The organism is Ensifer adhaerens (genome assembly GCF_000697965.2).
Lineage (GTDB): Bacteria > Pseudomonadota > Alphaproteobacteria > Rhizobiales > Rhizobiaceae > Ensifer > Ensifer adhaerens.
Window position 1 is genome coordinate 1,531,209 of the sequence record NZ_CP015881.1, and the last position, 24,599, is coordinate 1,555,807.

The 24,599-nt window shown below is 63.8% G+C and carries 23 protein-coding genes; 7 read left to right on the top strand and 16 right to left on the bottom strand.

The features are described from left to right. Positions 1–27: 27 nt before the first annotated feature. The 10 genes from FA04_RS26600 to FA04_RS26645 form a co-directional block, all read right to left on the bottom strand. Positions 28–1,698, bottom strand: a complete 1,671-nt coding sequence (locus FA04_RS26600) for an ABC transporter ATP-binding protein (protein WP_034805450.1) — start codon at positions 1,696–1,698, stop codon at positions 28–30. After that, positions 1,695–2,639: an acetamidase/formamidase family protein gene (locus FA04_RS26605; RefSeq protein WP_034805446.1), complete on the bottom strand. Its 945-nt coding sequence runs from the start codon at positions 2,637–2,639 to the stop codon at positions 1,695–1,697. Before FA04_RS26605 ends, FA04_RS26600 begins: the two co-directional genes overlap by 4 nt. Before the next feature lie 60 nt (positions 2,640–2,699). Next, positions 2,700–4,319, bottom strand: a complete 1,620-nt coding sequence (locus FA04_RS26610) for an ABC transporter substrate-binding protein (RefSeq protein ID WP_034805443.1) — start codon at positions 4,317–4,319, stop codon at positions 2,700–2,702. Positions 4,320–4,348: 29 nt separating this feature from the next. Continuing rightward, complete coding sequence (locus FA04_RS26615; RefSeq protein ID WP_034805440.1) at positions 4,349–5,269, bottom strand: ABC transporter permease; 921 nt, start codon at positions 5,267–5,269, stop codon at positions 4,349–4,351. Position 5,270: 1 nt separating this feature from the next. Continuing rightward, a complete protein-coding gene (locus tag FA04_RS26620; RefSeq protein WP_034805438.1) occupies positions 5,271–6,119 on the bottom strand; it encodes an ABC transporter permease in 849 nt (282 codons plus the stop codon). Then, positions 6,119–6,700: an ANTAR domain-containing response regulator gene (locus FA04_RS26625; RefSeq protein WP_034805434.1), complete on the bottom strand. Its 582-nt coding sequence runs from the start codon at positions 6,698–6,700 to the stop codon at positions 6,119–6,121. The genes FA04_RS26620 and FA04_RS26625 overlap by 1 nt, the downstream gene beginning before the upstream one ends. Further along, positions 6,697–7,833: a transporter substrate-binding protein gene (locus tag FA04_RS26630; RefSeq protein WP_034805431.1), complete on the bottom strand. Its 1,137-nt coding sequence runs from the start codon at positions 7,831–7,833 to the stop codon at positions 6,697–6,699. The genes FA04_RS26625 and FA04_RS26630 overlap by 4 nt, the downstream gene beginning before the upstream one ends. Positions 7,834–8,138: 305 nt before the next feature. Further along, positions 8,139–10,631, bottom strand: coding sequence for a TonB-dependent receptor (locus tag FA04_RS26635; protein ID WP_167550720.1), 2,493 nt, complete (start codon positions 10,629–10,631; stop codon positions 8,139–8,141). A gap of 93 nt (positions 10,632–10,724) precedes the next feature. Further along, positions 10,725–11,666, bottom strand: a complete 942-nt coding sequence (locus tag FA04_RS26640) for a FecR family protein (protein ID WP_034805429.1) — start codon at positions 11,664–11,666, stop codon at positions 10,725–10,727. Further along, complete coding sequence (locus FA04_RS26645; protein WP_034805426.1) at positions 11,663–12,187, bottom strand: RNA polymerase sigma factor; 525 nt, start codon at positions 12,185–12,187, stop codon at positions 11,663–11,665. The genes FA04_RS26640 and FA04_RS26645 overlap by 4 nt, the downstream gene beginning before the upstream one ends. Before the next feature lie 409 nt (positions 12,188–12,596). Between FA04_RS26645 and FA04_RS26650 the strand changes: the two genes are divergently transcribed. Both FA04_RS26650 and FA04_RS26655 read left to right on the top strand, forming a co-directional pair. Next, positions 12,597–13,667 carry an IS110 family RNA-guided transposase gene (locus FA04_RS26650; protein ID WP_034805419.1) on the top strand — a complete coding sequence of 357 codons (1,071 nt, stop codon included), beginning with the start codon at positions 12,597–12,599 and terminating at the stop codon, positions 13,665–13,667. A 262-nt stretch (positions 13,668–13,929) separates the two neighbouring features. Then, a complete protein-coding gene (locus FA04_RS26655) occupies positions 13,930–14,364 on the top strand; it encodes a GFA family protein (protein ID WP_034798487.1) in 435 nt (144 codons plus the stop codon). 59 nt (positions 14,365–14,423) lie between these two features. Here the strand turns inward: FA04_RS26655 and FA04_RS26660 are convergent, their stop codons facing one another. After that, a complete protein-coding gene (locus FA04_RS26660) occupies positions 14,424–16,094 on the bottom strand; it encodes a SulP family inorganic anion transporter (RefSeq protein ID WP_034798485.1) in 1,671 nt (556 codons plus the stop codon). Positions 16,095–16,401: 307 nt separating this feature from the next. Between FA04_RS26660 and FA04_RS26665 the strand changes: the two genes are divergently transcribed. Further along, positions 16,402–16,719: a potassium channel family protein gene (locus FA04_RS26665; RefSeq protein ID WP_034798484.1), complete on the top strand. Its 318-nt coding sequence runs from the start codon at positions 16,402–16,404 to the stop codon at positions 16,717–16,719. 43 nt (positions 16,720–16,762) lie between these two features. On the opposite strand, the gene FA04_RS26670 is transcribed toward FA04_RS26665, so the two are convergent. The 3 genes from FA04_RS26670 to FA04_RS26680 all read right to left on the bottom strand — a co-directional run bounded on the left by FA04_RS26670 (position 16,763) and on the right by FA04_RS26680 (position 18,049). After that, positions 16,763–17,359, bottom strand: a complete 597-nt coding sequence (locus FA04_RS26670; protein WP_090426219.1) for a nitroreductase family protein — start codon at positions 17,357–17,359, stop codon at positions 16,763–16,765. 67 nt (positions 17,360–17,426) lie between these two features. Further along, positions 17,427–17,690, bottom strand: a complete 264-nt coding sequence (locus FA04_RS26675; protein WP_309142281.1) for a hypothetical protein — start codon at positions 17,688–17,690, stop codon at positions 17,427–17,429. Between the two features lie 164 nt (positions 17,691–17,854). Next, positions 17,855–18,049 carry a hypothetical protein gene (locus tag FA04_RS26680; RefSeq protein ID WP_034798505.1) on the bottom strand — a complete coding sequence of 65 codons (195 nt, stop codon included), beginning with the start codon at positions 18,047–18,049 and terminating at the stop codon, positions 17,855–17,857. Positions 18,050–18,155: 106 nt separating this feature from the next. Here FA04_RS26680 and FA04_RS26685 point away from each other — a divergent pair, with 106 nt between their 5' ends. The 4 genes from FA04_RS26685 to FA04_RS26700 all read left to right on the top strand — a co-directional run bounded on the left by FA04_RS26685 (position 18,156) and on the right by FA04_RS26700 (position 22,944). Next, positions 18,156–19,055: a LysR substrate-binding domain-containing protein gene (locus FA04_RS26685; protein WP_034798479.1), complete on the top strand. Its 900-nt coding sequence runs from the start codon at positions 18,156–18,158 to the stop codon at positions 19,053–19,055. Between the two features lie 129 nt (positions 19,056–19,184). Then, positions 19,185–20,009, top strand: a complete 825-nt coding sequence (locus FA04_RS26690; RefSeq protein ID WP_034798477.1) for an N-formylglutamate amidohydrolase — start codon at positions 19,185–19,187, stop codon at positions 20,007–20,009. Beyond that, complete coding sequence (locus FA04_RS26695; RefSeq protein ID WP_034798476.1) at positions 20,006–21,889, top strand: flavohemoglobin expression-modulating QEGLA motif protein; 1,884 nt, start codon at positions 20,006–20,008, stop codon at positions 21,887–21,889. The genes FA04_RS26690 and FA04_RS26695 overlap by 4 nt, the downstream gene beginning before the upstream one ends. 8 nt (positions 21,890–21,897) lie before the next feature. After that, a complete protein-coding gene (locus tag FA04_RS26700; RefSeq protein ID WP_034798474.1) occupies positions 21,898–22,944 on the top strand; it encodes a glutathione synthetase in 1,047 nt (348 codons plus the stop codon). 18 nt (positions 22,945–22,962) lie between these two features. Here the strand turns inward: FA04_RS26700 and FA04_RS26705 are convergent, their stop codons facing one another. Then, positions 22,963–23,439, bottom strand: coding sequence for an RbsD/FucU family protein (locus FA04_RS26705; protein WP_034798473.1), 477 nt, complete (start codon positions 23,437–23,439; stop codon positions 22,963–22,965). Positions 23,440–23,584: 145 nt separating this feature from the next. Beyond that, the gene (locus tag FA04_RS26710; RefSeq protein WP_034798472.1) at positions 23,585–24,598 is read right to left on the bottom strand and encodes an ABC transporter permease; all 1,014 of its coding nucleotides are present in this window, start codon (positions 24,596–24,598) and stop codon (positions 23,585–23,587) included. Between the last annotated feature and the right edge of the window lies 1 nt (position 24,599).

Here is a 24,599-nt window from a genome sequence, read left to right on the forward strand (position 1 = left end):
AGACCGCACCCGTGTTGTCGTCTCGCTCTAAGCGCTTTTCCGCATCGGTGGGTCCGGCAGCGGCACCGCGGCCATCAGCGCCCGGGTGTAGGCGTCCTGCGGATCCTCGAACACGGCGCGGCGCGTTCCCATCTCGACGATGCGGCCGCCGCGCATGACGGCGACATGGTGCGACATCCGCTCGATCACAGCCATGTCGTGCGAGACGAAGAGATAGGCAAGACCCATCGTCTCCTGCAGTTCGAGCATCAGATCAAGCACGCGTGCCCGCACTGACACGTCGAGCGCGGCCACGCTTTCATCCGCGACAATAAGCTTCGGATTGACCGCCAGCGCGCGGGCAATGCAGATGCGCTGCCGCTGTCCCCCGGAGAACTCGTGCGGATAGCGGCTGGCAGCATCGGGCCCAAGCCCGACACGGCGCAACAGATCGGCGACGCGATCCGTGCGTTCGCTGCGATTGCCGATGCCATGGATGAGCAGCGGCTCGGCGATCGCCGCCCCGACCGCCATGCGCGGGTCGAGCGAGGCATAGGGATCCTGAAAGATCATCTGCGCGGAGCGGCGCACGGGCCGCATCTGGCGTTGCGACAGCGCGCCGATCTGCTGGCCGTCGATCGCCACATCGCCATCGAATGGAATGAGGCCGAGCACCGCCTTGCCGGTGGTCGACTTGCCCGATCCGCTTTCGCCGACGAGCCCCAGCGTCTCACCGGAGAAGATGTCGAAGGAAACGTCGCTGACGGCGGCGGCCAGCTTCTTTCCGCCCAACAGTCCGCTGGGCTTTTTTCCGTAGTGGACAGCGAGGTCACGCACGGACAGGACCGGGCTCGCCGCCCGCGGGACGGATGCCGCAGCCGTTGCGGCGATGCGCGGCGGGCCGTCGGTGCCGGCATGCGCCCCCAGCCTCGGTACGGCCGCCAACAACTCCTGCGTGTAGCGCTCGCGCGGCGAGCGGAAGATCGGCAGCACGTCGCCCTGCTCGACGATGCGGCCCTGCTGCATGATGACCACGCGATCCGCCATCTGCGCGACCACGCCCATGTCATGGGTGATCAGCACGATCGAAGCGCCGAATTCCCGCTTCAGTTCCTTCATCAGCGTCAGGATCTGCGCCTGCACGGTAACGTCGAGTGCCGTCGTCGGCTCGTCGGCGATCAGCACCTTGGGTCGGCACGAGAGTGCCATCGCGATCATCACGCGCTGCCGCATGCCGCCGGAAAGCTCGTGCGGATATTGCGTCATGCGCCGCGCCGGCTCGGTGATGTGCACCGCATCCAGCATGCGCAGGGCGACGGCACTCGCCGTTCCCCCCTCGGAACCCTGATGTTCGCGAATGGCCTCGGTCAGTTGCTCGCCGATCGACATCACGGGATTGAGCGATGTCATTGGCTCCTGAAAGACCATCGCGACATCGCCGCCGCGCACGCTGCGCATCGCACTGTTGGAGAGCTTCGAGAGTTCGCGCCCTTCGAGCTTGATGCTGCCGGAGGCGATCCGCAGCGAGGCTTTCGGCAGGAGCCCCATGACAGCAAGCGAAGTCACGGATTTGCCCGAGCCGCTCTCGCCGGCAATGCACAGCGTTTCGCCGCTCATGAGGTTGAAGCTGACGGCATCAAGGACCCTTCGCGGCCCTTGCGGCGTCAACGCATCGACGCAGAGGCCATCGATGCCGAGCACAGGTGCTGCCGTTGTCACGAAAAGACGATCCTCGGGAAGTAGAAGGAAACGACCCAGTTCGGAGCGTCGACGATCTCGCTGATGCGGAGGTCGCCGCAGACCGAGCAGAGCAGATAGGCATCGACCGGACTCAAGCCGTGTTCGGCGCCAAGCAGGTCGATCATGCGCATCAGGCTTTCGCGCGCGCCGGTCATCAGATCCGGGCCGATGCCGGTCGTCACCTCGTAACCGGCAGCATCCAGATGACGGGTCACCGGACCCGGCGTAGTGAACCGCGGGCTGGCGAGACGGGCATCCTTGACGAGCTCGATCGTGGCTTCGACCTCCATCTGGCTCTCGATCGCGGTGCCACAGACCTCGCCGTCGCCCTGGGCTGCGTGGGTGTCGCCGATGGAAAACAGCGCGCCCTCCACCTCGACCGGCAGATAGAGGGTGACGCCCGATGTGAGATCGCGAATGTCGAGATTGCCGCCGACCCGGCGCGGCGGCACCACCGAATGCAGGCCCGGTTCGGCCGGCGCGACGCCGATCGTGCCGGCGAAGGGCTTCAACGGCACGCGGCCGCCCGGTCCATAGAGCGCCGGCGCCATGGTATTCGCATCATAGGACCACATGTGCAGCGCCGGATCGGTGAACTGATCGGCGAGCAGGCCGAAGCCCGGAATGTTGGCCGTCCAGCCAACGCCCGAGGGCACGAAGCGGCGGATCGTCACCTTCAGCGCGTCGCCGGGCGCAGCACCTTCGACATAAACAGGCCCCGTCACCGGATTGATCTTCTCGAAATCGAGCGAGGCCAATGTGTCGAGCGTCGAGCCAGCGCCGAGCTGCCCGCCGGAAGAATCCAGGCATTCGAAATGGATGGTCTCACCGGGCTTGGCGATCAGCGTCGGCTCGAAGTCGCGGTTCCAGCCGAAATGATGCTTGGCGCGATGGATGGTGTGTGTGCAGGCAACGCACATGAAATCTCTCCCAAACTCATGAAGAGGCTCCCCGAAGACGACCTCCGGAGAGCCTGACGCTTATTGCTTCACGAAGATCGCGTCGTAGTTGATGACCCGGGTCGGATCGACGTAGATCTCGCCCTCGCCACCCATTCGCGGCGACTTGGCAACGACGCGGCGCTCGTTGGTGACGGGCACCCACGGCGCATCGGCCATAATGTCGGTGAAGATCTTGCCCCATTCCGCCTGCCGCTCGGCCGCCTTTGCCGGATCGGACATGGAATCGGCGGCAACGGCGCGCTTGTCGAGTGCCTCGTTGCAGTACCACGACCAGTTCCAGCCGCCCTGGACCGCACCGGAGCAGCCGAGGATCGGGCCGTAGAAGTTCGACGGGTCCGGGAAGTCGGCGATCCAGGCCATACCACCCGACCAGATCATCGGCGCTTCGCCTTCGGTGCCGCCGGCGGCAATGACGTTGGCCTGGGCCAGCGCCCGCACCTCCGCCTTGATGCCGATGGCGGCCAGATCCTGCTGGATCGCCTGGGCGATGCGCGGCTGCGGGTCGGTGTTGGTCGAATAGAGCACCGTCTCGAAGCCATCGCCATGTCCGGCCTCGGCGAGCAGGGCCTTCGCCTTCTCGACGTCATAGTCATAACCGGTGAACGCCTTGTCGTAACCCGGCATCAGCGGCGGCAGCGGCTGGTTGGCGGGCGTCGCGCGACCATTGAGGATGCGGGTGATACGCTCCTTGTTGATCGCCATATTGACGGCCTGACGAACCTTTACGTCGTCGAAGGGCTTCACCTTGGTGTTGAGCGTGACATAGCCGGTATGGAGCTGCTGTCCATCGACGATAATCTCGGCGCCTTCAGGCGAATTCTTGATTTCGAGGAATTTTGCCGGCGGAATACCGTCCCCGGCAATATCGACCTCCCCCTTCTGCAGTCGCAGCAGCGCCACCAGCGGCTCCTGGCCGACCTCGACCGTGAACTTGTCGATATGCGGCATGTCCTTGACGAAATAGTCGGGGTTGCGCTCGAAGGTCAGGCTCTGACCGACGGTCCAGTCCCTAAGGACGAAGGTGCCGGAGCCGACCGGCTTCTTGCCGAAGTCGCCGGCGGCAGCCTCGACCGCTTCCTTTGGCACGACCGAGGCGAAGTTGACGGCGAGCACGTGCAGGAAGGTTGCGTCCGGGCGCGACAGGTGGAAGACGACAGTCGCATCATCCGGCGCCTCAATGCCTTCAAGCGTCGCCGCCTTGCCGCCCGAGAGATCGTCGAAGCCCTTGATCGCGCCGAAGAAACCGGCGCCCGGCCCCTGCGTCTTCGGGTCGACCGCCCGTTCGATCGAATACTTCACGTCCGAGGCGACGATCTCGCGGCCGTTGGTGAATTTCACGCCCTTGCGCAGCTTGAACGTATAGGTCAGGCCATCCGGCGCGACGTCGAAGGTTTCGGCGAGCGACGGCACCAGCTCGGTGGTACCCGGCTTGTAGTCCATCAGGCGCGAGAACAGGCTCTTGATCATCGACCAGTTGACCCAGTCGTAGCCGATGGCGGGATCGAGCGTGGCGATATCGTCCTTGTAGGTGATGACGATATCTCCGCCCTGTTTCGGCGCATCCTGTGCAAGGGCCGAGAGCGGTGCTGCGAGCAGTGCCGCAGCGACGGTTGAAGTTCGAAGCCAGCTTTTGAACATTGTTGTTCCCCTTTTTGGTTGGTTTCGGATTAGCGGGCGCGGATGCGCGGATCGATGAGCGGCGCGACGAGGTCGGCAAGGAGGTTGCCAAGCACGATCGCGAGCGCCGAGACGAGCGTCACCCCCATGATGATCGGAATGTCGACCTGCTGGATCGCCTGCCAGGCGAGCTGGCCGATGCCTGGCCAGCCATAGACGGCCTCGACGACAACGACCCCACTCATGAATTGGCCGATATCGATGCCGATCATGGCGATGACGGGTAGAAGCGCGTTCGGCAGCGCATGGCGGAAGATGATGCGGAACGAGGACAGGCCCTTGGCACGTGCGGTGCGCACATAATCCTGGTTCAAGACGTCGATCATCGCCGAGCGCACCATGCGCGCGTACCAGCCGGCACCGAGGATGCCGAGCGTCAGCGCCGGCAGGACCACATGGGCGAAGCTGCCGAAGCCGCTCATCGGGAACCAGGCGAGCGTGACCGCGAAGACATAGAGCAGCAAAAGGGCCGCAACGAATTGCGGTGCCGAGACGCCGACGAAGGATGCCATCATCACGAGCCGATCGACGAAACCGCCGCGCCGGATGGCCGCGACGACACCGAGAAACACGCCGAGCAGGACTTCGACGAAAATGCCGGCCGCCATCAGGATCAGCGTTGCCGGCAGGCGCGCCGCGATCAAGGTACCGACATCGGTCTTCTGCGCGTAGGAGCGACCGAGATCGCCCTGCACCAGCCCCTGGAGATAGCTCCAGAACTGAACGAGCAGCGGCTGGTCGAGCCCGAGTTCCCGACGAATGTTGGCGACCGTCTGCGCCGTTGCGCTGCGCCCGGCGATCATGCGCGCCGGGTCGGCGGGAAGCGCATAGAGCAACAGGAAGGTGATGGCGGCAACGCCGAGCAGGATGAGCGCGGTCTGCACGAGACGGCGCAGCAGAAGGAATGCCATCTCAGCCCCTCCCGCGTTGCGTCGGGTCGAGGATATCGCGGAGCGCATCGCCGACCAGATTGAAGGAGAGCGCGGTCAAAAGGATGACGGCGCCGGGGATGAACACCAGCCAGGGCGCGGCCTGGAAATAGCTCTGGCTCTCGAAGATGATGTTACCCCAGGAGGGTGTCGGCGGCTGGACGCCGATGCCGAGGAATGAGAGCGTCGCTTCGAGCAGCACCGTGGTTGCGATGCCGAGCGTGCCCCAGACGATCGCCGTCGGCACCAGATGCGGCAGGATGTGGTGAAACAGGATGCGCCCGTGGCCGGCGCCGAGTGAGCGCTCGGCGAGGATGAAGTCGCGTTCGACCAAGCCACGGGTCTCGGTATAGACGATGCGGGCGACCTGGACCCAGTTGACGAGCGCGATCACCATGGCGACGATCCAGAGGCTTGGGCGCAGCAGTGCGGCAAGCACGATCGCCAGCAGCAGCGCCGGAAAGGCCATCATCAGGTCGGTGAAGCGCATCAGTGCGCTGCCGATAAGGCCCCGCATGTAGCCCGAGAGAATGCCGATCATGAGCCCGATCGAGACGGCAACGCCATTGGCGACGAGGCCGATGACAAGCGAAGTTCGGGCGCCATAGAGCAGGCGCGAAAAGAGGTCGCGGCCGAGCGTATCGGTACCGAGCAGGAACTGAGCACTCGGCGGCAACGGCGCTCCTTCGAGCGTCAGCCCGTCGAACATCTGTTCGTCCGGGCTATAGGGGGCAACCAGCGGAGCGGCCAAAGCGAGCATGACGACCAGTGCAACGACGACGAGACCGAACAGCGCCGCCGGCTGCCTGAACATGGATTTCAAAACCTGCATCAACCGGCCTCCGGCAGGGGCTCGGCACCGCCGAGGATGGAACCGGCGATCTGCTCCATCGACAGGCGCTTTTTCATCGCGCAATTGCGCAGGATTCCATAGGCTTGTTCTTCGTTGACATGGCAGGCCTGACCGATCTTCTGCACGGCGGCATGAACGAGCGGGCGCATGCGCACCCGTTCTTCGAGATGGGCGATCTTGTCGGCGACGGCGCGGCGCTCCTCGTAGATCCCAACCGCCAACACCAGGGCCGGGTAGACCGCCGAGGACGCGACCGGCTTGGCGATGATGGCCGCAACCCCCTGCCCCATCGCCCAGGCGACCCGGCCCGGTGCTTCCGAGCCGAGCAAGGCGATCAGCGGCCGTGGCGCCTGCTCGTCCTTCCAGGGCAAGAGCCCGCTCCAGCCCTGGTCAGCGTCGACGAGGATGATATCGGGCAGGTCGCGCGCATCGAGCGGCTGCCATTGTACGGTGACGTCGAAGCCGAAGAGCTTGAGCTGTCGCACCAGCCGCTCCGTCGTCTGGTCTTCGCGGTGCAGGATTGCCGCACGCCAGCCGGTGAAGTTCGGTGTTTCCCTCATGAGACGATCCGCAATTGGGGCGCCTTGCGCTTGCGCTGGCCGGTCAGATAGGGGTCGGCGGCAATTGACGGCAGCGATGTGACGATGTCGAAGCCTCCGTCGTCGCTGATGCGGCCGAGATGGAACGGCAACGCCGCATGGTGGGTCTGCGGATCGATCCTGAGCGGGCCGAGCACACTCTGATGCGCCGCTGCCGAAACAAGCTGCGTGATCGTCGCGGGATCGTCGACGCCCGCCTCGATGATCGCCTCGGCGCAAAGCTTGACGGAGGCATAGGCGCTGGCAAACAGGCTGGAGATGCGTCGCCCGGGGCCGAAGCGACTGGCAACGCGCAGCTTGAAGGCCGCATTGTCGGGCGAAACCACCGTGTCGAAATAGGAGGCGGCACAGAGCTGGCCGGTCGCGACCCCGAGGCCGATATCCGTCAACTCGCACTCCTGAAGGTCGCAGCTGACGACGGGGCAGTTTTGCGGTCGGAACCCCGGATCGCGCACGGCGAGCGCCCGGATCGCGGCGTGGAAGGCGTAACTGGAAGGACCGACGAGATTATTGAGGATGAAGCTCGGCCGGCGCTGCTCGATTTCGGCGACGATCCGCTCGACCGCGGTTTCCTCGAGCGGCAGGTAACGCTCGCCGAGGATTGCGCCGCCGGCTTCCTCCACCAGCTCGCGCGCCAGGCGGTTCATTTCCCAGCCCCAGACATAGTTTGCACCGATCAGATAGGGCCGGTTGCCGAAACGCGGCAGCAGATAGTCGAGCAAGGGCAGCAAATGCTGGTTCGGGCAGGCGCCCGTATAGATCACGTTGTCGTTGGCCTCGAAGCCCTCATAGGGGCACATGTACCAGAGCAGGCCGTCGTGCTTTTCGACAAGCGGAATGACCTCCTTGCGAGCGAGCGAGGTGATGGTGCCGATGATGTGGCGGCATCCGTGGTCGCGCAGCAGCGATTTGGCGCCTTCGAGATAACGGTCGATATTGGCTTCCGGATCGATGAAAACCGGCTCGATCCGGCCCGGATGGCTTGCCGCAATCTCCTCGATCGCCAGTTCCGCGCCATCGCGACAGTCGCGGCCCATCGTCCCGTAGGGCCCGGTCGTCGAATAGAGGATGCCGATCTTTACCGCGCCGCTCATGTACCCGCCAAAAACCAAAAACCCCACGACGCCGGGCCCATCGAAGATGGGGGCATCATGGGGCGAAACTGCCCGTCGACCATCGAGGTCATGTGAATGGATTGATCATGCTCAATCTGAGAGCATGATTAAGATACGGGCAATCGACGGCTGTCAAGCAAGGATTGGCAAGCTCGCAACCTATTATACGCAACTTTACAGACAGAGGCGGGTGGAGCACCGCAATCAAGCGCCACTGCTGCGCGGAGGCGCGTAGGAGGACATTCGGCCGGCCCGCATTCCGGCCGGCCGGGTCCATGTTCCGCTCAGAACTTGCGGCTGATCGCGATCTTGAAGTTGCGGCCGGGCATCGCCGAGATCCCGTCGCTGAGATAGGGCTCGTAGTATTTGTCGAAGATATTGTCGACGGCGAGATGCACTTCGCCACCCTCCATGAAGCCTGATGTCGGCGTCCAGTCGAGGAAGAGGCCGTGCACCGCATAGCCGGCACTCGGCGGGCGCGCGTAGGTCTGTCCGCCCTGATTGTAGGGCGTGCGGTTCTGGTCGTCGACGAAGGTGCCTGTCCAGCCGAAGGCGAGGTCCTGATCCGGTACCTTGATCCCGGCCGTCGCGATCACGGTCAGGGGCGCCAGATCGTTGATATAGGTGTCCGGTCCCCAGACGTTGTTGACGGCGCCGGTCCGCTCGCCGGTCATCCAGGACACGCCGAGATCGGCGAACATACGCTCGGTCTCGTAGTGCGCCTGCCACTCGATGCCGCGGATATCGTAGGACGGCGTGTTCCAGTAAAATGGCACGTTGCCGGTAACGTCGGCGAGGTTGGCCGTGCCGAACCGGCGCGTTACCGGATTGGAGACGTGGTTGTTGTAGACCGAAATACGCGTCGACAGCATGTCGTCGGTCGTCAGCACGTCGTTGAAGCTCAAGTCGACACCAATGTTGAAGGTGCTGTTACGCTCGACCTCCAGATCACGGCTGGTGCCGGAAGCCTTGGTAAGCACGCTCTGGGTCGAATAGATTTCGTCAATGTTGGGCACCCGCATCGCATAGGCCCAGTCGGCAAAGAGCCGCACCGACGGCGTGGCTTCCCATGACAGGCTGATCGCCGGCGTCACACCCTGGTGCGACACGGCGGAATAGTCGTGCCCGGCCAGCGGATTGTTGAACCGCGGCGCCTCGTTCGGCACGCCCTTCGAGCGCACATGGTCGTAGCGCAGGCCCGGCGTCACGGCAAACGTGTCCGTCAGTTCGATCCGATCGCGAACGAAAGCGGCAAAGGTCTTCTGCGAGCCCTCGGGCATGAACCAGGGGGCGTAGTAGCCGTAGTTGTACTGCGCCTGGGTGCGGTTGGCGATGTCATACATCCAGATGTCCCGGTCATGATCCAGGTACTGAATGCCATAGTTCAGGCTGTGCGACAGTCCGCCGAGCGTGAAGTTGGAGGTATTCTCCGCTTCGAACTTGATGTCAGTGTAGGTGGCATCGTTTTCGTAGCCGCCGACGGATGCGCTGGGGTTGAGCCCCGGAATGTCGGGCCGCTTCGCATGCTGGCCGGTCGACGAGAAGCTCCCCATCATGCGGTAATTCACCAGGTCGCTGTCGCCCGTATAGCTATAGGTAAGCGTCGAGGTGAAATCCTCGATTTCACGCCAGGTGAGAAGCCGGCGCATCGCTTCCTTGTAGCCGTAGCGGGTGATGTTGTAGTCCGACGGCGCCGACTGGCCGCGGATGGCGGCCACGGGTCCCCAATTGTCGTTTTGGCCGTAGGCGACCGTCCCCCTGATCTCGTGGCCGTCATATGCGGCACCGACATTGGCAAGCAGGGTGGTCAGCTTCGAGTTGGAATAGTTGTAGACCTCGCCGCCGCCGACGCGCATGTCGTCGCTTTTGCGCCATGTGCCGGCCAGAAGGCCATCATAGGTGATGGGGCCGCCGAAATCCGACTTTCCGTAGAGCGCGCCGGTTTCGAGAAACTGCTTGTTGGCACTCTGGAAACCGGACTTGGCCCAGACGCCCCATTCTTCGCCGGGCCTGAGCATGTCAGCCGCGTCCTTGGTCTCCATCAGCACCGTGCCGCCGAAGCCGCCATTGCCGTAGCGCACCGATGTCGCGCCCTTTTCGATCTCGACGCGCTTGAGCAGTTCGGGCTCGATGAAGACTGTGCCCTGGTCGTACTTCTCGAAATTCTTCGGCGCGCCGTCCAGGATGATCCGCACGTCAGACTGCCGGGCAAAGCCGCGGATGGCGAGCGTTTGTCCTTCGATGCGCACGCCACCGCCCATCGACACGCCGGGCGTCTTCTGCAGCAATTCCGGAAGGCTCGATGCCTGGGCCTTTTCGATGTCCTCAGCATCAAGGACCGCGATGTTCGGCGCGCGGTCACCGTCCTTGGCGTCGCCGCGGGCGACAATGGGCGCGAGCTTCGTGCCTTCGCCGTCTGCCGGCGTCGCGGCTTCCACCGCACCCATCAGTTTCACCGTCGAGCTGCCGACGAAACGATAGCGGACGCCCGTTCCGCTCAGCAACCGCGCCAGCGCCTCTTCGGCCGTCATCTCGCCGGAAAGGCCTGGCGTGGTGACGCCAGAGGCGACCGAGCTGTCGAACACCACCTGCAGCTTGAGCTGTGAGGCCAGGCGATTGACGGCCGTCGTCAGCTTGCCCGCAGGTACGTCGACGTGATGCCGCACCGCATCTTGCGCAAGAGCGATGGTGGTGGTGAGGGCAAACACGGTGCCTGCCATCAGCAGGTTGAGAATTCCGGATTGGCGGCGGCGGCCGGTCGTATTCGAATATGACATGATGGTTCCAGACAGAGAGATGGCCGAAACGGCCGGGGTCTGGTTTCTGGACGAACGAGGTGCCGGTTCAGGGACACCTCGTCCTCGATTTTTTTAGCGCAGGATCGTGACGTAGCGTCCGATCCGGGTGACCTTGACGTCGAAGGCTTCGGCAAGACCTTGCAATGCGCCGACGGGATCGGAGAGATCGAAGCTGCCGGACACCCGCCTGGCGCCGACGCCGGCATCGGCGATCAGGATCTTGCCGGGAACGTAGCGCCCGATTTCCTCGACGACGGACGCGATCGTGCGTTCCTCGAAAACCAGGCGCCCCTGCCGCCATGCTGCTGCCACGAATGGATCGACCGGCGTGACATCGCCGAGCCGGCCGTCATGGTCGTAGCTGACCTGCTCGTTGACCGCGACGCGGCGCGGCGGCATTGCCGCGTCCGTCGCGACCGATACGGCGTGTTCGAGAACGGTGACGCTGGTGCCGTCGTCGGTGAGGTTGACGTCGACTGCCGTCCCGAGTGCCGTCGTCGTGCCGCCTCCGGCCTTAACGACAAAGGGCCGTTGGCTGTCGGCCGCGACCTGGACGAAGGCCTCGCCACGCAGCAGCACGATCCGCCGCTCGGCGGAAGTGAACTGATAGGCGACGGCCGACTGGGCGTTGAGCTGCAGTGTCGAGCCTTCCTCAAGGGTAAGAATCGGCCTTTCACCCTTGCCGGCGATGACGTCCGCCTGCATCCACAGGGCGCCGTCGAGCGCAACAAAAATGCCGGCGCCGACGCTGACGATGGCCGCCAGCGCTGTTGCGGTTTTTCGCCGCGTCCCTGTCCGCTTCACCGCCCTTTGGGCGAATTCCGGTTCGCGCCGGATCAAGAGCGATGCGTCACCGATCGCCCTTTGAGCGCGCGCAAAAATCTCGGCATGGGCAGGATCCTCCGCGCGCCAGCGTTCGAAGGCGAGCTGCAACGCTTCATCGTCGGGATCACCCGTTAGGCGGACGAGCCAATCCACCGCCTGCTCGCGCATCCTCCTGTCGCGCGCCGTCACAACACCTCCTCCAACCGGTCGAGGCAATGCAGATAGGCCTTTCGCAGATGCCGGTCGACCATGTTGCGACTGATCCCTGTGCGCATGGCGATTTCGTCCGAGGTGAGGTTGCCGATGCGGCTTGCGAGAAAGACGCGCCGCCGCTGCAGCGACATGTCCATGATCGCCCTCTTCAGGATCGCCAGCCGCCGGGGAAGATCGATGTTGGCATCAGGCGCAGTGATATCGCTGGCGACAGCCAGAGCGTCTTCTTCGCTACCGGAGAAAAGCTTGAACTCGAAGCGGTCGCGCCGCAGCCGGTCGATACCGAGATTGGCACAGGCGCGGCGCAGAAACGCCCTGAGCGACGACTTGCCCTCAAGCGGCGTGCGCCGATCGACCAACCGAACATAAAGCTCGTGAACGACCTCGTTCGCGGTTGCCGCCTGGTGACCACGCCGCCGCGTCATCGCGCAAAGCTCGTCGTAGTAGGCGACGATCGCGTCGTCGAGCATCAAATGCGAAGATGATTTCTCTGGCATGATAGGTTTCAGGGCCGATCCGGAGCCGTCGGCAGAGCGAAGATGAGAGACAGGGCGCGGTGCAGACGAGGCAGCGCCGGCGTTCATTAGCGCGCCCGTGCGGTGCGCACAACAAATATGAGTATTGTACTCATCTTTAATTTCCGAGGCCGTCAGCAGTGCAACTAGCTCGAAAGGAGGCGTTGACCTCAGGGCTCAGAGTGAGACCCTCAGGCAGGGTTCACGCCGGTTATCAGCAAGAGCCAGATCTCCGGGCGACAAGAACCGAAAGGAGGTGGCATGAAAGAGACCGCGTCCGCTGAGAGAACGGATCACTGAGATGCAGGTGATGATTGAGGGACAGCCACGCTTCCAGCCTTTCGGCTTATCCTGTTGGGGTTTTGGAGATCTCAACACGGGAGTTGGAAGCATGACTGCGTCCTATGATTACCATATCGGGGTCGACTACCACAAATCCTACAGCCATCTGGTGGTGCAAGATTCAGGCGGCAAGACGCTCAGATCCGGCCGGGTGAAGAACGATCGCCAGTCGCTCGGCAGCTTTCTCGAGCGGTACCGCGAAAACAGCCATGCGGTTGTCGAGGCGACGCGCAACTGGATGGTGATCTACGACTGGCTCGACGACATTTGTGATGATGTCGTTCTCGCCCACCCGTTGAAGGTCAAGGCGATCGCCGACGCCAAGATCAAGACCGACAAGATCGATGCGACCGTGCTGGCGCATTTGCTGCGCGCCGACCTGGTGCCGGAAGCCTGGGCGCCAAGCGAGCGGTCGCGGGACCTGCGTGTCGCCCTGCGGGAGCGGATGTTCTACGTGCGGCTGCGCACGATGACGAAGAACCGCATCGTCACGGTGTTTGATCGCTATCCGGAGCAGACGGCGCAACTGAAGACGCTCGGCGATCTGTTTGGTAAGGCCGGCCGCATTCAGCTTTCGCAGGTCAACGTCTCTGAGATCGACCGCATCCAGATCGACCGTGGCCTCGCTTTCATTGGCGCCATCAATGAGCGGATCAAGCAGTCGGAAGCGACGATCCGGGCGATGACCAAGGCCAATCCCAACGTGAGGCTGTTGAAGACGATCCCCGGCATCGGCGAGTTCTTCGCCCGTCTGATCGACGCGGAGATCGATGACATAGCGCGGTTCCGCAACCCGAAGAAGCTGGCCGCCTATGCCGGGCTGGTGCCCTCGACCTATTCGAGCGGCGGCAAGACCTATCACGGCAAGACCATCAAGCAGGGCAACAAGTGGCTGCGCTGGGCTTTTGTCGAAGCGGTCACCCCGGCGATCGCCAGCGATCCACAGCTTCGCGCCCAATATGAGCACCTGAAGATCAGAGGAACCAACAAGGCGCGTGTGGCGATGGCGCGCAAGCTTTTGACGATCGCCTTCCAGATCCTGCGCGACCAGCGCGCTTACGAGCCGCGCGGCGAAAGCATCATCACGGAAGGCGCGTCAATGAAATCCCGACTGTCCTGATGACTTTCTAGCGAGCCTAGCAGTGCCGGGCTGCGCTCCTCAAGGAGAATGGGAAGCCGGGAGCCGAACGCCACTCTGTGACCGAAGCCAAGGCATCAGGTCACGCATTGGAGAATGGTTCAGAACCGAAGGACGGCCCTGTCCAGCGGAACGAAGACCATTGAGCCGATCGGCAAAAAGGCCGGTCAGAACAAAACCGAACCCAAGGAAAGCCGCCAACTCAAGGCGTTCTGCCCCTTGCGTTCTTTCATTGGAGAAAGTCATGGCAGCGAACGGCAGCCTCAACGGAAAGTGCTTCTGCGGCGCAGTCGAGATCGAAGTGAGCGGCGATCCGGCCGCCATGGGTTATTGCCATTGCAGTTCCTGCCGAAGCTGGTCGGCAGGCCCGGTCAACGCCTTCACGCTCTGGCCACCGGAGAAGGTCAAGATCGTCAAGGGTGCGGACAATCTGGTTGGCTACCAGAAGACGGCAACGAGCGTGCGCAAATGGTGCAAGGCCTGCGGCGGGCATCTCATGACCGAACATCCGCTCTGGGGTGTCACCGACGTCTTTGCAGCGGCAATCCCGTCGCTTGCCTTCAAGCCGATGCTTCACGTCAACTATCAGGAGACGGTGCTGCCGATGAAGGACGGCCTGCCGAAGTATCGGGACTTCCCGCCGGCCTTCGGCGGAACGGGCGAGATGATGGCGGAATAGCTCATTTTCTGAGCACAATTCCGGACGGAAAACCGCTGTGCCCTTTTCCTGGAATTGCTTTACGCCTGCGCGGCGCCGGCCAGATAGTGCTGGAGCGCCGTGCGGGTATTGACGAACAGGCGGTCAGGGCCGAGCTGATCGGCAAAGCCGGATGCGCGCACATAGGCAAGCACGTCCGGGTTCAGCTCGGCCAGCCAGACGGTGACGCCGTGTTCACTGATGCGGCGCTCGCCCTCCATCATCATCTGCAGCGCCGAATATTCGATGTCGAAAACCCGGCTCATGTCGAGCACGACAACTCTGGGCTTCTGCTTTGCGACCAGCATCTGCGCCTGGTCGGCCACCTGCTGGGCATTGCCAAAAAAGAGCCGACCCTCCGGGCGTAGGATCAAAAGCCCCTCGAAGGTCTCGTCATCGGGGTGCGCGGACGAGAGCGGCCGCAGCCGATCGGTGCCGCGCTTGCGGCCGACAACATAGACCTTCGCCGAGGCCGCCTGGCGCGCGAGCCCGATGAACGACAGCACGATTGCAACGATGATCCCCTGCAGCGTGCCGAAAAACAGCACGCCGAGAAAGGCGGCCAACGCCCAGTGAAACTCCATCAGCCGGACCTTGCGGACGGAGAGGAAGTCCGCGGGCTTGATGAGCCCGACCGAGTAGACGATGACGATCGCCGCAAGCACGGCCTGCGGCAGCAGGCCGAGCAGCGGCGCGAGGACCAGCATGGTCGCAGCCGCAGCCGCCGCGGTGACCAGAGACGCCATCTGGCTGTGGCCGCCGACCGCTCGCACCACGGCGGTCTGCGACGTGCCGCCGCCGGCACTCATGGCACCGAAGAAGGCGCCTCCGAAATTCGCGGCACCCGTCGCCAGCAACTCGCGGTTCGCCCGGATCGGCGGGTCGGACGGGGCGGCAAAGGCCCGGCCGGCGGCAATGGTCTCGGTGAAGCTCATCAACGCGATGCCGAGCGCGCCCGGCAAGAGTTCCTGAACAAGACCCAGGCTCGGAAGTGTCAGCGAAGGCAGCGATTGCGGGATGAAGCCGACGGTGGAAACGCCGAGCGCGGCGAGACCCGCGAACCAGGAAAGCGCGATGCCCGCGGCCACCGCCAGAAGCGGCGCCGGCGAATGCGGCCAGAGGCGCTCCATCGCAAGCAAAGCCACCAGAGCCGCAGCCGCAATCGCGAGCGTGAGCATCGATGTCTCGGACAGGTGCCCGGCGATGCTGAGGATATCGCGGAAGAAGCCTTCCTTGGTGATGTGAATGCCGAGCAGCTTCGGCACCTGGTCGAGCACGATGACAAGGCCGATGCCGGCCTTGAAGCCGATCAGCACCGGCGACGATATGAAATTGGCGACAAAGCCGAAACGCAGCAGCGATGCCAGGAACAGTAGCGCGCCGGTGAGCGCCGTCAGCGTCGCGGTCGCCGTCAGCAGCTTGGCCGGATCGCCATCCGGGACGGCAAGGCCGAGCTGCGTGCCGGCGAGGATCGCAAGCGTGGTGGTCGACGAGACGCTGAGAACGCGCGACGTGCCGAGAAGCGCGTAGATGATCATCGGCACGAAGGCGGTGTAGAGGCCGACACTGACGGGCAGGCCGGCGACCGTGGCATAGGCCATCGCCTTGGGCAGGACCACGGCGGCGGCCGTAAGACCTGCGATCACGTCGAGCCGCAGGCCAGCGGAGAGAGAGCGGCCGTCGCCGGCAAGTGAATGCTCATGCGATGCCATCCGGGTTGTCCTTTGGCAGGAGCTTTCATGAGATTATTCTAAAGCGATAGCACTCGGCCAAAGCGGTTGCAAGAAATGCAACTGACGGCATCGCATCCCGTTTGCCGGCCGGAAAACAGGCGCTGGAAGCCGACCCGACTCAGGGCTATCTTCAGAGCGGCGGCGGTGCGTTCGCGAAGGGATTTCGACGGCGGCAAGCGAGCCTTGGGCCGACCGTCCTGGGGGCGTGGCTGGTTCGCCTTCCGGGCCTATCCGCGAGAGGGAGGATTGCGTGGCGGAATCTCAACGCCGGCGGCAGACGAAGAGAATGCGACGCCGGTTCTTCTCCAATCTCTACCAGCAGCTTCAGCTGCTCTGGCCGATCTTCTCAGCAATCCTGATCGTAATGGCAGGAACCGGCGTCGTCATCGGCCGCATCGAAGACTGGCGGCTCGACGAAGCGTTCTATTTCACCTTCGTCACGGGCCTGACCATCGGCTACGGCGACATCACGCCGAAGCATCTGAGCGCTCGGGTGCTGGCGCTGGTGATCGGTTTTTCCGGCATCGTACTGACCGGCCTCGTCGCTGCGGTCACCGTGCAGGCGCTGAATGAGACTAGCCGGGATGAGACCGACGACCACTGAGGGGGCAAGCCGGCAAGCCTTGCCCGCCCCCTCGTTTGACGGGTCAGCCGGCCACGAACCGGCCTTCGGATACGATCTCCGACAGCGCCTTGCGCGGGCTTGGCTGCTCGCGCTGCTGCAGCGCGTGCGGAAGCAGCGTCTTGTCGCCGAGACGCCCGATCGCGACAGCCGCTTCGATCCGATAGTTCTCGGGCACGCCGAGCTCCGTTCGCGCGCGCTCATAGTCGAGACCGGCCATACCATGCGCCTGCCAGCCGGAATGCGCTGCCTGCAGCGCAAGCGCACCCCAGGCGGCACCGGCATCGAAGGAATGGGTGTAGGACGCCACCTCTTCGCTACCGCCGGGCGGCAACAGTGAAGTCTTCGACAGCACGAAGATCAGCGCCGATGCCTCCGCCGCCCAACTCCGGTTGAACTCGTTCAGGAGACCGAGCAGCCTCTCCCAGCCTTCACTGCCGCGGCGCGCATAGACGAAATGCCAAGGCTGGGCATTGTAGGCGGACGGCGCCCAGCGAGCAGCCTCAAGAATCTCGAACAGCTCGGGCTCGGAAATCTCGGCACCCGAATAGGCGCGCGGAGACCAGCGCTCGAGAAAAAGCGGGTTGATCGCATAATCTGCGACGCGGGAATTTACATGCAATGTCATGGGGATTTCCATTCATCGACGGCGTGCCGTCGTCACTTCAGGTAATTGTTGGCGGATTTGGTCACTGACGGCCGAAGCTTTGATAGCGTCCGCAGCGGCTTTTCAAGGTCGAGATCTCATCGGAGAGTTCGGCAATGCGATCCTTAAGCTCATGGACCGTGCCATCCTCGATATCGTCGAAACCAAAACAATCGCGTGCCTCGTGCAGTTCCAGCCGGCCCTGCAGGACCTCGCGGATTGCACTCAAACGCTCGTATTGCCGCAACATGCTCATCATGGACCTCATCTCAGGCGGCCGCCGCAAACTCGCGCCGGCCGACACCACCGAGATTATCCACTTAAACAGTAGATTAAAGGAATTCTGACCCAAAGAGCGGGCGGGACGTGGAAAACTGCTCCGCCGGGCGACGACGCTGCGTCGCGGGCAAGAAAAGACCCGGGCGGTGGGAGGTCCGCGCGGGTCTTTTGAAATCATACGGTTGGGCGAAATCATGCGGTCGGGAGGTCGTGCCCGTCGGGGCGGTTGCCGTCGAGAAAGCCCATATCCCGCTTCAGGTGATCCGACAGATCCCTGACGTCGACGACATCGGTCGTCCGGCTCTTCCTCGCGAACAGGAGCGCCAGCCAGGAACCGACGGAAAAATCGTTTGTCGACGAAAAACTACGTACTTGAATAGTTGTCATAGCCGTCATCCTCTTCATCAATCCGTCTAATGGACGGACCTTGAAAATGGTTGTGGACGGCATCAACTTCCAATCGAATATCGGTCACCATGCATAAGGCCATTTGATGCATAAGACACTTCCGCTTCCCCCATTGACGGCGATACGGGTCTTCGAGGCGGTCGCGCGCCATGGAAGTTTCACCAATGCCGCAAGCGAACTCGGCATGACGCAAGCTGCGGTGAGCTATCAGATCAAGGTGCTGGAAGATCGGATCGGCGCACCCCTGTTCCTCCGCCGCCCACGCCAGATCGCGCTCACCGAGGTCGGCCAGCGGCTTGCACCGGTGGTGACGCAGGTCTTCGAGCAGCTCAGCGAAGCCTATGTGACCGCGCGCGGCGGCGCCCAGGGAACACTGGTCATCAGTACGATCGCGACCTTTGCCTCCAACTGGCTGGCGCGGCGCCTCGGCTCGTTTCAGATCACTCACCCCTCGCTTGCCGTGCGACTTCAAACCGAGCCGCATCTCGTCGACTTCAGTCGCGAGGAGGTCGATATCGGCATTCGCTCAGGCCGCGGCGAGTGGCCGGGACTTGCCGCCCACCGTCTGATCAACGCCGATTTTTCGCCGATGTTGAGCCCAGGCCTTGCGGCCAGCATCGGTGGCGTGAAGGAACCGGCCGACCTCCTGCGCCTGCCGCTTCTCGACCCCGGTGATCCCTGGTGGGCGCAGTGGTTTGCCGCCGCCAACGTGCCGGTGGAAGGGCTTGCGAGCCGGGCCGGCTCCAGCATGGGCGCCCAAGTCTATGAGGGAAATGCGGCCGCGGCCGGACAGGGCGTGGCGATCCTGACGCCGGCCTTCTTTGCCGCGGAACTCGCCGACGGGCGTCTGATCCAGCCCTTCGATCTGCTCTGCGACGAGAGCCAGGCCTTTTGGATGGTCTATCCGGAAAGCCGGCGAAACGCCCCGAAAATCAGCGCCTTCCGCCAGTGGATTCTCGGCGAGATCGGCCAACAAAAACGTTGAGGGCGGCTGTCGAAGCGGGGTGGCCTTGCGTCTCGACCGCCCCGGAAATTTCTCCCGTTCTGGAACCCTTCGGGCCACCGGGGAGTTGCACCCCCGTAGCGACCAGAGCGAGGGAGTGCGGGAGCGAAGATGCAAAGCGAGCCGACGGAACAGTTCCGCTCAGCCAGCGAAACCACCTGGTGGACCGCACACCGCGGCGATGGGCCGATCGTCGGCACGGCGATCCACAACGGGCACGCGATGCGCAGCGACGCCCGCGCGCTCACCGCCCTGACAGACGAGGAACGGCTGCGCGAGGAGGATCCGTTCACCGAGTTCGTCATCCGCGATCTTGCCAACCGCATCGTCGTCCACAGGTCCCGCTTCGAGGTCGACCTCAACCGTGCCCGGACGGGCGCGGTCTATCTTCAGCCGGCGCAAGCCTGGGGCCTTTCCGTCTGGCGGGAACATCCGCCCGTCGAGATGATCGAGGCGTCCCTCGCCGTCCATGACGACTACTATGCCATGCTGCATTCGATGCTGACGGCGATCGAGCGCCGCCACGGTCGCTTCATCGTGCTCGACATGCACAGCTACAACCACCGGCGACAGGGACCGGACGCCGCGCCTGCGGCTCCCGACGAAGCCCCGGAAATCAACATCGGGACCTCCTCGATGGATCGGCTCAGATGGGCCGGCGTCATCGATACGCTGATGTCGGCGCTCGGCACCGCCTCTATCGACGGCCGGCCGGTGGATGTACGCGAGAACGTCGCCTTCCAAGGACGCGGAGAGCAGACGCGCTTCATCCACGAGCATTTTCCCGAGACCGGCTGCGCGATCGCGATCGAGTTCAAGAAGACCTTCATGGACGAATGGACCGGCAAGCCGGATATCCGGGCGCTTCGTTCTCTGCGGGCACTGGTCTCTTCCCTCGTCCCGATCCTGACCGAAACGTTGGCGAGGCAGCGATGACGGAGGAGAAAGCGACGCCCGTAAGTCCGGCCCCGGCCTGGCTCGACGAAGCCATCGGCCGGCTGACGGATGGCCGCGCCGTGCGGCGCGATTTCGGCGAGGGCGGACGGCTGCACATCGACCGCCTCGTTCCCTTCCTCTGCGTGCACATCGCCGCCGAGCACCAACAGCCGGTGGCGCGCGACATCGCCCAGGCGAACGCCGCCTATCTACTGGCGCCCGACATCGATACCGCCGCCGCAATCATCGAACGTGTCGGGCGCGTAATCGAACAGCGACTCGGCCTTTTCATCGTGCTCGAATTCGGTGAGCTCGAAAGCGATGAACCGCCGGCCAAGGACGCGCCCTTCCTGCCGCCCTTTTTGATCGAGGTGGTCGCCGGCGCGCGTGCCGCCGAGCAGGTCGCCGCCAAGGCCCTGATCGAGACGGCGGCAACGATCGAAGGAAAATTCCGCACACCGCATGTGACGCTCGTCGAGCGCCCAGCGGCGACAGCGACAGGCCGAAAGGCGCTTGCGCTCGACACCCCACACCTGACGGTGCGCTTCGCGCCGATCTACTGCGAGCCGGGAACGCGCCGCATCTATCCGCAACTGCGCGAGCGGCTGGTCGCGAGCATCTTCGACGCGGGGCTAAGAGCCGTTGCTGCTTTCGCCCGCGCAAAATCGGACAGTTTTCGGCTGCCGACGCACCGCGCCTTCGGCCGAAAAGCCTTCGTCGATGCCGTCGTGCGCGCCGACCGCGGCATCGACGAGATTGCCTCCAGCTTCGACTTCCTTCTGGCGGTGACGCCAATCAACGCCGAAGCCGCTTGGACGGAGTTCGCTTCGGGCGGCTTCTCCAAGAGTCCGCGTCTCTACTACCGGCCGCTGACGCTGCAGATCGAGACGGCCAAGCGGAAGCTCTTTTCCCTCAACTTCGAACATCTCGAAGATCCGCTGCTCTACGCCCTCTACCGGGAAAAGCAGCAGGAGGTCGATCTGCAGTTGTCGATGATCTCGGCGCGGGAGACGCGCACCTTCGTCGAGTTCGGTCGCGCCCTCTATGGCCCGGTGGAAGCCACGCTTCATGACGCCGCCTCCGAAATCCTGGCGCGCACTGCACCCGACCGCGATGCACGGTCTTCGGCCGCAGACAGGCGCGATTGCGAGTACATAAGGGAGCGCGCCCAGGCGATGATATCGGCCTATCGGCGCCAGTCGGCCGATTTTTCCGCCTCCGTCGACATTCGCGACGACCTGCCGGCTGGCTTGCTCGTTTCGCGCGGCCAGCTTTTGATCGCCAGGAGTTCCGCGCTCGACGCCGATCGCGTCGAGGCGCTGCTCAACCACGAGATTGGTGTGCATCTGCTGACCTATTTCAACGGTTCGGCCCAGGGGCTGCGTATCCTTCGCTCCGGACTGGCCGGTTACGAAGGCATGCAGGAGGGGCTTGCGGTCTTTGCCGAATATCTGAGCGCCGGCATGACGATAGACCGGCTGCGCGTGCTGGCGGCACGGGTCGTCGGCTGCGTCGCCATGCTCGACGGCGCACCCTTTCCGCAGACCTACCGGCTGCTCGTCGACGGTCATGGCTTTGCGGCCACCGAGGCCTTCAACATCACGCTGCGCATCTATCGCGGCGGCGGGCTGGTCAAGGACGCGATCTACCTGCGCGGCCTCTTGCAGCTTCTCGATCACCTCGCCGGCGGCGGCACTCTCGAACCGTTCTGGATGGGCAAGATCGCCGCCTCGCATTTCGGCGCGATCCAGGAACTCAGCCTCCGCGGCCTCCTTGGTACCGCAGCGCTCCGCCCTATCTTTCTCGATGAGGTCAAAGCGCGCGACCGACTTCAGCGAGCCCAAAGGGGACTGTCCCCGCTCGACTTGATCTCAGAGTAGGAAACCGAATGCGCATTGCCTTTCTCGTCAACTCCATCGAGGGCGAAGAGACGTTCTATGCGACGACGTCGCTGGCACTCGCCGCCCTCGCCCGCGGCCATGAGATCGTCTACCTCACGCCAGGCGATTTCGTTCTGACACCCGACGGCCGCCTGATCGTCCATGCGCTTTCTCTCGGAACTGCAAAGCCGCGCAAGGCTGAAACCTTCATTGCGGCACTGCGGGGTGATGCGACGCGGCGCGAGGTCCTGGACATTACGGATATCCAGATCCTCTTTCTGCGCAACGACCCCTCGGAGGATGCCGCAACGCGTCCCTGGGCGACCCAGGCCGGCATCATCTTCGGGCGGCTCGCCGCCGAGCGCGGTGCGATCGTCGTCAACGACCCGGACGGATTGGCGGCAGCACAGAACAAGCTCTATCTGCAGGGTTTTCCCGAGGTCGTCCGTCCAACCACGCTGATCACGAAACACATGGAGGAGGTCCGGTCCTTCCTCGACGCCCATCCCGAAGGCGTCATCCTGAAGCCGCTGCAGGGCTCCGGCGGCAAGAACGTCTTCAAGGTCGGCTCCAGCCATGAGACGAACCTCAACCAGATCTTCGAGGCCGTCAGCGAGATGGGCTATGTGATCGCGCAGGAATACCTGTCGGCGGCGACGGAGGGCGACGTCCGCCTGTTCCTGATGAACGGCCGGCCGCTCAAGCGTGGCGACACCTATGCCGCCGTGCGGCGCGTTCCGGCGGAAGGCGAGTTGCGCTCCAACATGCATGTCAACGGCCGGCCCGCCGCGGCCGTCGTCACCCCGGCGATGCTTGCCGTCGCCGAAGAGATGCGCCCCAAACTGGTGCGCGACGGCATGTTCCTGGTCGGCCTCGACGTCGTCGGCGACAAACTGGTGGAGGTCAATGTCTTCACGCCCGGCGCCCTGCCCGAGATCGCCGAGCTGACCTCGATCGATTTCAGCGAAGACATCGTCGCCGAGCTCGAACGGAAGGTCGAGATAAGGCGGGCCAATGATGGCGTGCTTTCCAATCGGGAGCTTGCGACCCTTTGATGGCGGCCAAGGTGGCTCTCACCCGGCGACGGCCTCGTGCCAGTGGCTGGCCGGCGGCACCACGCCCTTGGTGAAGAGGAAGCTGCCGAAGCGGCGCGCCTCGCCCGTCACGATGATACAATAGGCGCGCTTCGCTTCCTCGTGGAAGGCGAAACGCTCGATCGCATACATCTTCGAAAGAATACCATCCGCACGCACGAGCTCGGCCTGCACCTCGCGCTGGACCGCCGGCAATTCGCCCGCCTCCCCGTCCGGCGTCAGCCGCGCCGCCGAAGGCTGCAGCGGCGTGTCGAGCGGCATGACGGAAAGAATGGCGCGCACGGCACGCGCGGCCGAGACATTCGCGATGTGCAGCGGTAGGCCGAGCCGGGTGTGGCGGGCGATCGTGTCGGCGGGAAAATTCGCGTCAACGATCGCGATCCGGTCTCCATGTCCCATTGAGCGCAGTGCATGCAGCACGTCGGCGTTCAGCGCCGGATCGATGTTCTTGAGCATCGGCCTAACCTTCTCCATTTGCTTCTGCGTGAAAACCAGGCCGCAGAGATCCCCCGGGGCGGGTCTATCGACCCGACCACCTTGTCCTTCACCGCGTTTCGTCGGTTGCGGCGGGCTGCGATCCGTCCGCACGTGGCTCCCGGTCTTAGATACCGGTCAGCCGCTCGCGATACTTGTCGATGATCACCGCGAGGATGATGACGACACCGGTGATCATCTGCCGCATGAAATCGCTGAGCCCGAACAGGATGAGGCCGTTGGCAAGCACCCCAGTGATGCAGGCACCGAGCAGGGTGCCGATCACCGTGCCGCGGCCGCCGTTGAGGCTGGTGCCACCGATGATGACGGCGGCGATCGCGTTCAGCTCGAAGCCCATGCCGATGATCGGGCTCGCGATGTTAAGGCGGGCCATGTAGACCATGGCGGCGATGCCGACGAGCGCACCGGCAATCGTGAAGGCCGCCACTTTGTAGAACATCAGCGAATGGCCGGCGAGACGCACGGCCTCCTCGTTGTTGCCGATGCCATAGAGCAGCCGGCCGAACACCGTCTTTGACAGTACGAACCAGGCGATCGCGACGAGCAGCAGCGCGATCAGGAAGACGACGGGGATGCCGAAGATCATCTGCGAGCCGAAGGCGTTGAAGCTCGGCGGAAACGAATAGATCGTGCGTGCGTCCGTCACCTGCAGCGCGGCACCGCGGGCGATGTTCAGCATGCCAAGCGTGACGATGAAGGAGGGCAGCCCCCAGAAGGCGCTGATCCAGCCATTCAGGAAGCCACAGACGACGCCGGTGCCGACAGCGGCGAGCGTTGCCAGCGCCACGGCCTGGAACACCGAGAGATCGGGAATCGTCAACACCGTGCCGCCGACGACGGCGCAGAAGGCCAGCATCGAGCCGACGGAAAGATCAATGCCGCCGATCAGGATGACGAAGGTCATGCCGACGGCGAGGATCAGGTTGATGGTGATCTGCGTCAGGATGTTGGAGATGTTGTTGGCCGTCAGGAAGTGCTCGGTCGAGACCGAGAAGAAGAGGATCAAAAGCAGGAGCGCCAAGCCGATGCCGGCATCGCGCAGGAGCACCTTTGGCGACCAGCCCGGCAGCTGGCGGGCATGGACGGTTTCGCCGGCTTGTGTCTTTTCGAGTGCTTGCATC